This is a genomic window from Vibrio sp. Vb1337, assembly GCF_033338715.1.
GTDB classification, from domain to species: Bacteria; Pseudomonadota; Gammaproteobacteria; order Enterobacterales; family Vibrionaceae; genus Vibrio; species Vibrio alginolyticus.
This window is the reverse complement of record NZ_JAWOTD010000022.1, coordinates 65,368-74,964: the sequence shown is the minus strand read 5'-3', so window position 1 is coordinate 74,964 and position 9,597 is coordinate 65,368. Positions and strand designations below refer to the sequence as shown.

Here is a 9,597-nt window from a genome sequence, read left to right as displayed (position 1 = left end):
GGTTGAAAGCACCGGTCTTGAAAACCGGCATACGTTAATAGCGTATCTAGGGTTCAAATCCCTATCTCTCCGCCACTATTAAGAAGCCTCGCTAGAAATAGCGAGGCTTTTTTCATTTCCGCACATCTTTATTACTCTATCTGTGCTTGTCAAAAATCAATTCCATATGCGATCTACTTTTCGACAAAGTAATATTGGTATCGGTATTGGTTGTGACGTTTTGATTTTTGCTAAGAAGTGCAGTTGCCTCTAAAGCTGTTCATCCTCATCACTGCATGCTGTCCCGATAAGGTTGTTGGAGATGCTTTGTTAAGTTGTTGAACCATCTATTGCCTTATCGTTCTCTTAAAGCACTACCATTGCTTCTCTAGCCCCTTTTACCGGATAGACCGAACAAATAAGCATACTAAAATAGCCACAGTTTCACTGATGTATCTTTTTGTTTTGCTCAGTCTAGCGACGCGTGTGCTCTATTGCCTAAATCTAGCTACGTCTTAAAACCATACATCAACAGGCTAAAGTTACGTATTCCTGCATCTTTTAAAATTGTTTTGGATTCTGCTGGAATGACAGGATCAGAGTAGTCAAAAGAGAAGAGTGAAAGTGAAACGATAGTGAGTTACTAGGAAGTCGGGCACTACTTGGGAACCAATGAATTGGATAAACATATTGATGACTAAGGACTAAAGGGTTAATAGCAGGCAATAAAAAAGCCGACAGGTAAGCTGTCGGCTTGGTTAGGTCATCTTAAGTTAGTCATTCTGTACGAGCGTGAGAGCTTTACGAGAGACTTCGTGAGCAGCTTTGGTTAGGTTTTGCTTCTCTAGTGTGTCTGCTAGGAATGCATAGTCAGAGACGTCAGAGCGAAGCTTTAAGGCGATCTCAAAGTGATCTTGGGCTTCTTGCCACTTCTCTTGACGGAAATAGAAGTGCGCTAATGCGCTATGGGCAGCGGCGTTATCCGGTTCTTTCTTCACTACGCCCTCTAAGAAGACCACGACAGGGTGGGTATCTGGCAGATTTAGATCTGGCAGTAGTTGATAAAGCTCTGGGGCAGGTTGTTTTTTTAATGCTTCTTTTAGCACGGTAAAGGCTTCTGCATCAGCTTTTCGTGTGATGAGTTCTCGAGCAAAACAGGCAACGAGGTGTGTGTCTTGTTTCACTTTACGTGAGAGACTATTCCAATGAGAGATAAGCCCTTCGCTACCTTGTCGTTGCGCTACTTCATGGAGTAAGCCGCACTGCGCCTTTTGAATCAGCTCTGCATGTTCTTCTTCCGTGATGAGTTTTGCTTTGGTTAGTTGTGGCAAGAGGTCAATAAGAGGTTGCCACAACTTTAGCTGCATGTACGTTGTTTTCAGCAAGTTCAATACAATAGAGTTACTCGCATACTGACTTTTTAACGATTGCAAGGTATCGAAAGCGGACTCGAACTCGTTGTCGCGGATAAATTGTTTCGCTCGAGTCAGTTCTACTGCGAGATGGGCGTTCTCTTGTTGGCTCGCTAGCTCTAGATAGTGATCTCGTTTTGCTTTATCACCTTGGCCTTGTGCGGCTTCAGACGCAACCAAGTAGCAAAGCAGCGGCATATCGTGATGATTTGCCCAGCGAGTTACTTTCTTCTCAGCACCTTTCCAGTCACCTTCTAGAAGTTTAATAATGCCTTCATTGGTGTATCGGCGGGAATGGCGCATTTTGCGAACACTGAAGTAGTTCCATGTTGTAGAACTAGCATAAACTAACTTCTTAATCAGGTACTCAAGCAGAAAAAGACCTGCGAGTGCAGCGATAACGAAAACCACTAATGTCGTTACGCTCATCTCGATCGTTTTCTCGGCAATGGAGATGAGTACATAGCCTTGCTGACCAGAAAACTGGGTGCCAACAAATAGTCCTGCGCCTAGTACAACAAATAGGAAAATAAGACGAAACATTACTTATCCTCCATGCCTGTCATCGTTGTGACTTCACGACGTAGGCGTTCACGGATGACATCTGATAGTTGAGACTGACTTTGCAGTTTTGTTGGGTATTCCACTTGAATATTTTGCTGACTTAGCAGGTTAACCGTTTTGTTGAACTCTTTAACGGAATTATCGTCTTGGTTGAAGAAAGCTAATGCCCATTTGTCGGCTGTTTTTAGAGATGTGGTGTAAATTTCACCTTGTTCTTGGTACACCGCTTTTATTGCCGTTTCCAATTTGGCTTTGATGTTTTCTTTCAGGTAAAAGTGTTGCTCAGGAGAAAGCAGTGGAATGACGTTACCATCGCGCGTGCGGAAGGTAATGAAGTTTTCTGAAAAGTCCTTCAAAGAGGTCATTAAGTTATCTTGCCAGTTTGCGATATCTTCAGACACTTCAGTGTTTTCTACGGCTTCAGCTTCAGGTAGCAGTGCATTGGCGAGAGGGAGCTTGTCTACTTGCTGTTGTAGGGCAGTTAAGCGTAGTACCAATCCATCACGGTCAATTAGCGGGATAGTGCGAAGTTTGGTGATATCGTTCGCCATTGCTTTACGTAGTTTGACGAGGCTAGGGTCATTCAGTGCTGCAATGCGTTGGTCTGCACTTTCCATCAGTTGAGTCGCGCTTTCTACATCGTGCTCTAAGAACAATTTACGACCAGCTAATTTGACAAGGTAATCGGCTTCCGCTAATAGCCAGTCGTTTGGTCGACGACCTTTCACATCGGCAACGGCGAGCTGTAAGCTTTCAATGCTCTTCTGTTGCTGTCCAAGTACCACTTCCGCTTTGTGTGTCACGGTTGTTGCTTTCTCGATGGTTTCTTCTTGTACCCGGCTGAGTTCTTGCTTCATGGAAGCTTGAGTGCTTTCTAGCTGACTTTTTAGTTGGGCGATCTGCGCTTGGTAATCGGCTTGCTGTTGATGCAGCTTGTACGCGAGGCCACCGCCAAAAATAATCGATAAGATGATAGCGACCGTGCCTAGTTTGACACCGCGTTTGCCTTGTTTTTCTTCAAACTCGACTTTTGGTTCTGCTGTTTTTGGGGGCTCGGCCGCTTGTGGTTGCTCTTTTTTAAGGTTCGCATCCTGCTGCGATGTGGTTTTTTCGACTAGCGGTGCCGATGAGGTTTCTTCGGAAAGGTTTTTATCGTTATTTTTTTGGTCGTTATTTTTACTTGTCATGCCTATATCCTGTGTAGCTAGGGCTGGAGAGCCGCCAGTAATTCTTGGTTGGATGCGCTTCCCGTGCATCTCACGCGAGTGAACCCCCTTTGAATTGCGATGTCAGCGATACGCTGACTGGGGATATACAACTCTTGTTGATTAAGCCAAGTCAATTGCTCCGACGTCAATTGGCTGCACAAATAATCCAGTTGTTCACCACTGGTGACAACAATCTGGTTAATTTGTAGGTTTTTCCATAGTGAGACACAGCTTACTGGATCGAATGGGATGAATTCTCTCTTGTAAGTCTCACTATAGTGAACTTTTGCGCCACGTCTCACCAATGCATCTTTGATCAGTTCTCTTCCGCCGTTACCACGAAGGATAAGAACTTGTTGTTGTGCCACATTGTTGAGCTCTGGCAGTCGCAATAAGTGTTCACTATCACTGACTTGGGGATAGTGTACTTTCTGTTGGGTACATTTGCTTAAATAGTGTGCTGTTTTTTGACCAACGGCAAGGTAAATAGCTTGTTTCGGCCATGACATCCCGTTGCTGGCTAAGATTTGCTGTGCACATTGCACTGCATGTCGACTAACAGCGATAACAATTTGAGCTTGATGTAGATGTTTAGAGAGGTGCGTGTCCGTGAGATCGGCGACAATGTCGATCAGAGGATGGTGATATGCGGAAATGCCGTGCCTTTCGAGCAGAGAGCAAAGCGCGTTGCCTTGCTCTCCCGGCCGAGTGACCAACACTGCCATGGTTATTCGTTATCTGCGTACAGCTTAGTTAGGATTTCACGAGCGCCGTTATCTAGCAGCTCATTGGCTAGCTGCACTCCTAATGCTTCGCCATCTTTACGATGGCCACGAATTTCACCACGAACAATTTCGCTGCCATCTGGTTCGCCAACTAATGCGCGTAACCAAATGTTGTCGCCGTCTAGTAGGGCATAGCTGCCGATCGGTACCTGACAGCCGCCTTCTAGGGTCAGATTCATTGCGCGCTCACACAAAACGCGGTCTACGGTGTCTTGGTGGTTAAGTGGCTCAAGCAGCTTAAGCAGTCTTTCATCGTCAAGGCGGCACTCAATACCGACAGCACCTTGGCCTACCGCTGGTAGTGATTGCTCTGGTTCGATAAAGCTACGAATGCGCTCTTCAAGCTTCAATCGTTTGAGGCCAGCCGCAGCAAGAATGATTGCATCATACTCACCCGCATCTAACTTACCAAGGCGAGTGCCCACATTACCGCGAAGCTCTTTGATGATGATGTCCGGACGATATTCTTTCAGTTGACATTGACGGCGCAAACTGCAGGTACCAACCACGGCACCTTGAGGGAGCTCATCAATGTGGCTATAGGTATTAGAGACGAAGGCATCACGAGGATCTTCACGCTCACAAATGGTCACGAGGCCAAGGCCTTCTGGGAAATCGACGGGTACGTCTTTCATTGAGTGAACGGCGAGGTCTGCGCGTCCTTCTAGCATCGCGACTTCAAGCTCTTTTACGAACAAGCCTTTGCCGCCAACTTTTGCTAGTGGTGTATCTAAAATCACGTCACCTTTGGTCACCATGGTTACTAACTCGACTTCCAAGCCAGGGTGAGCGGCTTGAAGGGCGTCTTTAACAAAGTAAGCTTGCCATAAAGCAAGAGGGCTTTTTCGAGTTGCAATGCGAATCGGTGTGGATTGTGTCATGATCTTCTCAATGCTGTTTGGATTTGGGTTTATCCTACCATTCTCATCAAGAAATGCTTACTGTTAGTTCGTTATCTCTGAAGGCTATGAATGGAATTACATGACGTTATGAAAATAGTGTGACTGGATTCTCAATTAGACTAAGGACTATTATTAGTAATAGGTAATAAGAGCGACACTACCGCGCGATTAATTTTGTGACTAAAGTATGGTTTTGTATCCAGAGTGATACGCGGGCGTGAAGCTTTACCCGCACCAATAAAAGTGTTAAATTGATCACGTTTTTAAGCCATTTTGGTTTAAAACGTCAGCAGATTTTCGTGATTGTTCAACCAAGGAATTCCCCTTGCAGGCTTACACCCAAAAAATCATCCAGCGACTAGATAATTTGAATCAGCAGCGAGTTGATCGCGCGCTGGCGCTTATGGATTCGCAAAGCCAGCAAGTCTTCCATTTGATTCCTGCCTTGTTGAACTACAACCATCCTGTAATTCCTGGCTATTATGATGCCGATGTCCCTTTTGGTGTGCATGGGCTTGAACTAAATAGCATTCAGCAACAATTCATAGATGATATTCAACTTGCCATTGGTCAGCCGCTCAAGACGGTAGAAAAGCCCGCTATATTGGGTTTGTACACCATGGGCAGTACCTCCTCGATTGGTCAAAGTACTTCCAGTGATTTGGATATTTGGGTGTGTATCTCACCAGAGATGGATTGTGACGAACGCGAGTTATTGACCAATAAATGCTTACTCATCACGGATTGGGCACAAAGCAAAGGCGTGGAAGCGAACTTTTTCTTAATGGATAAAGAGCGCTTTAGAAGCAATCATTCTGAGGAGATGACAGGTGATAACTGTGGTTCATCTCAGCACTTACTTTTGCTAGATGAATTCTATCGTAGTGCGGTGCGTATTGCCGGACAGCGTTTGTTATGGCAAATCGTGCCGCCAGAAATGGAAGAGTGTTACGACGAGTACGTTTCTCAACTGTGCAGTGATGGTTACATCGACTGTAGTGAATGGATCGACTTTGGTAAATTGAACTGCATTCCTGCTGAAGAATACTTCGGCTCGAACTTGTGGCAGTTATACAAAAGCATCGACTCTCCCTACAAATCGGTATTAAAAGCCATCTTGCTAGAAGCTTACTCGTGGGAATACCCGCATACTCAATTGTTAAGCATCGACACTAAACGTCGTTTCTTTGCCCATGAGCCTGATCTCTATGGCATGGATGCGTACTACTTAATGTTGGAAAAAGTAACCCGTTACTTAGAGCGAATTCAAGACGATACACGTTTGGATTTAGTGCGTCGCTGTTTCTATCTCAAAACCCATGAAAAATTATCTCGTGAGCCGAATGTTGGCTCAGTAGCTTGGCGCCGTGAAGCGCTGAGCGATATGATTGCAAAATGGAATTGGGATGCCAGTGTCGTTGCAGAGCTCGATGACCGCCGTAATTGGAAGGTTGAACAAGTGAAGGTGGTACATCATGCATTGCTGGATGCGTTGATGCAAAGCTACCGTAACTTGATTCAATTTGCGCGTCGTAACGACATCACTTCTGCTATCAGTCCGCAAGACATCAGTATTTTGGCCCGTAAACTTTACGCGGCTTTTGAAGTATTGCCGGGCAAAGTAACGTTACTAAACCCACAGATTTCACCTGATCTGCACGAGCCTGACTTGAGCTTTATCGAAGTGAAAAAAGGGGGAGTGAACAAGTCTGGTTGGTACCTCTATAAACAACCACTTATTGCGCACCGCATTTTGGGGCAACCATATCTAGAGCATCATGAATACTTGAGTAAGTTGGTTGCTTGGGCATTCTTCAATGGCTTGATCACTGAATCGACTCGTTTACATGCCGTGGTACGTGAAGCGCAGCTAGATATTGATAAGTTTTACCAAATGGTGAGTGACTTACGAAATACTTTTGCGTTGCGTAAGCGTCGTCCATCTATGCAGGCGCTAGCGAGTCCTTGTGAAATAAGCCAGCTTGCGATGTTCATCAACTTTGAAAATGATCCGACGTCTGAACTTTCTGGTCGTTCGTTGAAAGTGGATGTTAAGAACACCGATATTTTTAGCTTCGGTCCAGAACATAAAAATTTAGTCGGCAGTGTTGACCTTGTTTACCGTAACTCTTGGCATGAAGTGCGTACGCTGCATTTCAAAGGGGAAACGGCGATGCTGGATGCACTGAAAACCATTTTGGGCAAAATGCACCAAGATGCGTTGCCACCAGAATCAGTGGATGTGTTCTGCTATGCGACGAACATGCGTGGTGTGATGCGTAATATGGTTTACCAGCTTTTAGCTGAATGTATCGACTTACGCTTGAAACCAGTAGAGCAAGAGAAACGCCGCCGCTTTAAAGCGATGCGTCTTGGTAACCAGACTTATGGGTTGTTCTTTGAACGTCGTGGTGTGTCGGTGCAGAAGCTAGAAAATTCCATCGATTTCTACCGCAGCATTTCTACTAACAAACTCAAAGGCTCGCCGCTGTTAATGCTCGATCGTGAGCAAGAATATCAAATGCCTGAAGCGGTGGATGGGTTTGCCAGTGAAGGTCTAGTGCAGTTCTTCTTTGAAGATAACGAAGATGGCTTCAATATTTATGTGTTGGATGAGTCAAATCAAGTGGAAGTGTATCACCAATTTAGTGGCTCCAAAGATGAAATGATTTCGTCTGTAAACAGTTTCTACACGTCGGTAAAAGACGATAGTCGCGTCGCGTCGAAGTTTATTAACTTTAACCTGCCTCAGTACTATCAAATTATTCACCCTGAAGAGGGGAATGCGTATATCATTCCTTACCGTAATGACGGTTGTTCACCGAGTCGCCCGACCAAAACTGTGAACGCGTAATTAAACCCGTATCAATAAACAAAAAGAGCACTTCGGTGCTCTTTTTGTTTTGGTGACGATTGACCAGAATTATGCCCAATCAATGGCTTCGCCCGCGTGCTTTTCACATTCTTGCTTCACCATTTCAAATAGCTCCATACCCGTTTTTGAGCAGGTCCATTTACCTTCAATAAGTTTGAAGTGGAAACCACCAGATTTGGACGCTAGCCAGATCTCATGCATCGGCTCTTGGCGATTAATGATGATTTGGCTGCGGTCTTCAAATTCCAATGTCATTACGTTGCCAGTGACTTCGTAATCAATGTCTGCGCCTGAATCATCGATGGATTCTTCGATGATTTGCATCTGCGCATCCACCAGTTGATGAAATTCAGTATCGTTCATCCGTCTATCCTATTGCTTTTCCTGAGTGTGGTGCGATTATAGGGGGCATTGATTCAATAATCACGATATGCGAAATGAAAAAATTAGTTACTGTGTTGTTTGTGATGGTTGCCGCGACCTTAGCGGGGTGTGGTCAGTCTGGCTCACTATACATTCCAGATGACACTCAACAGAATGAGCAATCACAATAAATAACCGCACCTTAGGGTGAAATTAGGGTTCAGCAGTCGAATAAAATAAGGGAAGCGAATTTTGGATTACTTCAACTATCAGGATGATGGCCAGCTTTGGGCCGAAGACGTCCCACTTCAAGCTCTTGCAGAGCAATATGGCACTCCTCTTTATGTATATTCTCGAGCCACGCTAGAGCGCCATTGGAAGGCGTTTGATAGTGCTGTGGGTCAGCATCCTCACCTGGTTTGCTACGCGGTGAAAGCCAACTCAAACTTAGGCGTATTGAACACGCTAGCGCGTTTGGGATCGGGTTTTGACATCGTGTCGGGTGGTGAACTTGAGCGTGTGATTGCCGCAGGCGGTGATCCGAAAAAAGTCGTTTTCTCTGGTGTTGGTAAAACACCGGCAGAGATGAAGCGCGCTCTTGAGCTAGGTATCAAATGTTTCAACGTTGAATCTGAGCCAGAGCTAGAACGTTTGAACAAGGTTGCGGGTGAGCTTGGTGTGATTGCGCCAATTTCTCTGCGTATCAATCCAGATGTCGACGCGAAAACACACCCTTACATTTCGACTGGTCTTCGCGACAATAAATTCGGCATTGCGTTTGATCGTGCGCCAGATGTTTATAAATTCGCGCAAAGCCTGCCGAACTTGAATGTGCAAGGTATCGACTGCCACATTGGTTCTCAGCTGACCAATATAGACCCATTTATCGACGCGACAGACCGTTTGTTAGCCCTGATTGATGATTTAAAAGCGCAAGGCATTAACATTCGTCACCTTGACGTCGGCGGTGGTTTGGGTGTGGTCTATCGTGATGAATTACCACCTCAGCCTTCTGATTACGCCAAAGCGTTACTAGGCCGTCTTGAAAATCACCAAGACTTGGAGCTGATCTTTGAGCCAGGCCGTGCAATTGCTGCGAACGCAGGTATATTGCTAACGCGTGTTGAGTTTTTAAAACATACTGAGCATAAAAACTTTGCGATTATCGACGCTGCAATGAACGACTTGATGCGTCCTGCGCTATACCAAGCATGGCAAGATATTGTGCCAGTTTCACCGCGAAAGGGTGAAGCTCAGACTTACGACTTGGTTGGTCCTATTTGTGAAACCGGCGACTTCTTGGGTAAAGATCGCGCACTCGTTTTGCAAGAAGGTGATCTACTCGCGGTTCGTTCAGCAGGTGCCTATGGTTTTGTGATGTCTTCGAACTACAATACTCGTACCCGAGCAGCAGAAGTGATGGTGGACGGTAAACAAAGCCACTTAGTTCGCCAGCGTGAGGAGCTGACCAGTTTGTGGCAGCTGGAACAGATTCTACCGGAGTAACAC

At 45.4% G+C, this 9,597-nt stretch carries 8 protein-coding genes; 3 read left to right on the top strand and 5 right to left on the bottom strand.

Annotation, left to right across the window (positions count from 1 at the left end; genetic code table 11):
* Nucleotides 1-752 precede the first annotated feature (752 nt).
* From R7E42_RS19940 to hemC, 4 genes are read right to left on the bottom strand one after another with little or no spacing between them, the layout of a single operon-like run.
* Nucleotides 753-1,934 (bottom strand): heme biosynthesis protein HemY, encoded by a 1,182-nt coding sequence (locus tag R7E42_RS19940; RefSeq protein ID WP_318071169.1) that lies wholly within the window; start codon nucleotides 1,932-1,934, stop codon nucleotides 753-755.
* Nucleotides 1,934-3,142: a uroporphyrinogen-III C-methyltransferase gene (locus tag R7E42_RS19935; protein WP_222712620.1), complete on the bottom strand. Its 1,209-nt coding sequence runs from the start codon at nucleotides 3,140-3,142 to the stop codon at nucleotides 1,934-1,936. Before R7E42_RS19935 ends, R7E42_RS19940 begins: the two co-directional genes overlap by 1 nt.
* A gap of 17 nt (nucleotides 3,143-3,159) precedes the next feature.
* On the bottom strand, nucleotides 3,160-3,888 hold the full coding sequence (locus R7E42_RS19930) for a uroporphyrinogen-III synthase (RefSeq protein ID WP_062730807.1): 729 nt from the start codon (nucleotides 3,886-3,888) through the stop codon (nucleotides 3,160-3,162).
* Between the two features lie 2 nt (nucleotides 3,889-3,890).
* Nucleotides 3,891-4,829 (bottom strand): hydroxymethylbilane synthase, encoded by a 939-nt coding sequence (hemC, locus tag R7E42_RS19925; protein WP_262635785.1) that lies wholly within the window; start codon nucleotides 4,827-4,829, stop codon nucleotides 3,891-3,893.
* A 346-nt stretch (nucleotides 4,830-5,175) separates the two neighbouring features.
* Here hemC and R7E42_RS19920 point away from each other — a divergent pair, with 346 nt between their 5' ends.
* Nucleotides 5,176-7,704, top strand: coding sequence for a class I adenylate cyclase (locus R7E42_RS19920; RefSeq protein WP_318072941.1), 2,529 nt, complete (start codon nucleotides 5,176-5,178; stop codon nucleotides 7,702-7,704).
* A gap of 69 nt (nucleotides 7,705-7,773) precedes the next feature.
* Here the strand turns inward: R7E42_RS19920 and cyaY are convergent, their stop codons facing one another.
* A complete protein-coding gene (cyaY, locus tag R7E42_RS19915) occupies nucleotides 7,774-8,088 on the bottom strand; it encodes an iron donor protein CyaY (RefSeq protein ID WP_005383391.1) in 315 nt (104 codons plus the stop codon).
* Between the two features lie 74 nt (nucleotides 8,089-8,162).
* Here cyaY and lptM point away from each other — a divergent pair, with 74 nt between their 5' ends.
* On the top strand, nucleotides 8,163-8,279 hold the full coding sequence (gene lptM, locus R7E42_RS25975) for an LPS translocon maturation chaperone LptM (RefSeq protein WP_005378746.1): 117 nt from the start codon (nucleotides 8,163-8,165) through the stop codon (nucleotides 8,277-8,279).
* A 61-nt stretch (nucleotides 8,280-8,340) separates the two neighbouring features.
* The gene (gene lysA, locus R7E42_RS19905) at nucleotides 8,341-9,594 is read left to right on the top strand and encodes a diaminopimelate decarboxylase (protein ID WP_005378745.1); all 1,254 of its coding nucleotides are present in this window, start codon (nucleotides 8,341-8,343) and stop codon (nucleotides 9,592-9,594) included.
* Nucleotides 9,595-9,597: the final 3 nt, after the last annotated feature.

Bases quoted from the DNA above. Each gene is read 5' to 3' on its own strand.
- R7E42_RS19940 (WP_318071169.1), bottom strand. From the start codon at position 1,934: ATGTTTCGTCTTATTTTCCTATTTGTTGTACTAGGCGCAGGACTATTT.
- R7E42_RS19935 (WP_222712620.1), bottom strand. From the start codon at position 3,142: ATGACAAGTAAAAATAACGACCAAAAAAATAACGATAAAAACCTTTCC.
- R7E42_RS19930 (WP_062730807.1), bottom strand. From the start codon at position 3,888: ATGGCAGTGTTGGTCACTCGGCCGGGAGAGCAAGGCAACGCGCTTTGC.
- hemC (WP_262635785.1), bottom strand. From the start codon at position 4,829: ATGACACAATCCACACCGATTCGCATTGCAACTCGAAAAAGCCCTCTT.
- cyaY (WP_005383391.1), bottom strand. From the start codon at position 8,088: ATGAACGATACTGAATTTCATCAACTGGTGGATGCGCAGATGCAAATC.
- lptM (WP_005378746.1), top strand. From the start codon at position 8,163: ATGAAAAAATTAGTTACTGTGTTGTTTGTGATGGTTGCCGCGACCTTA.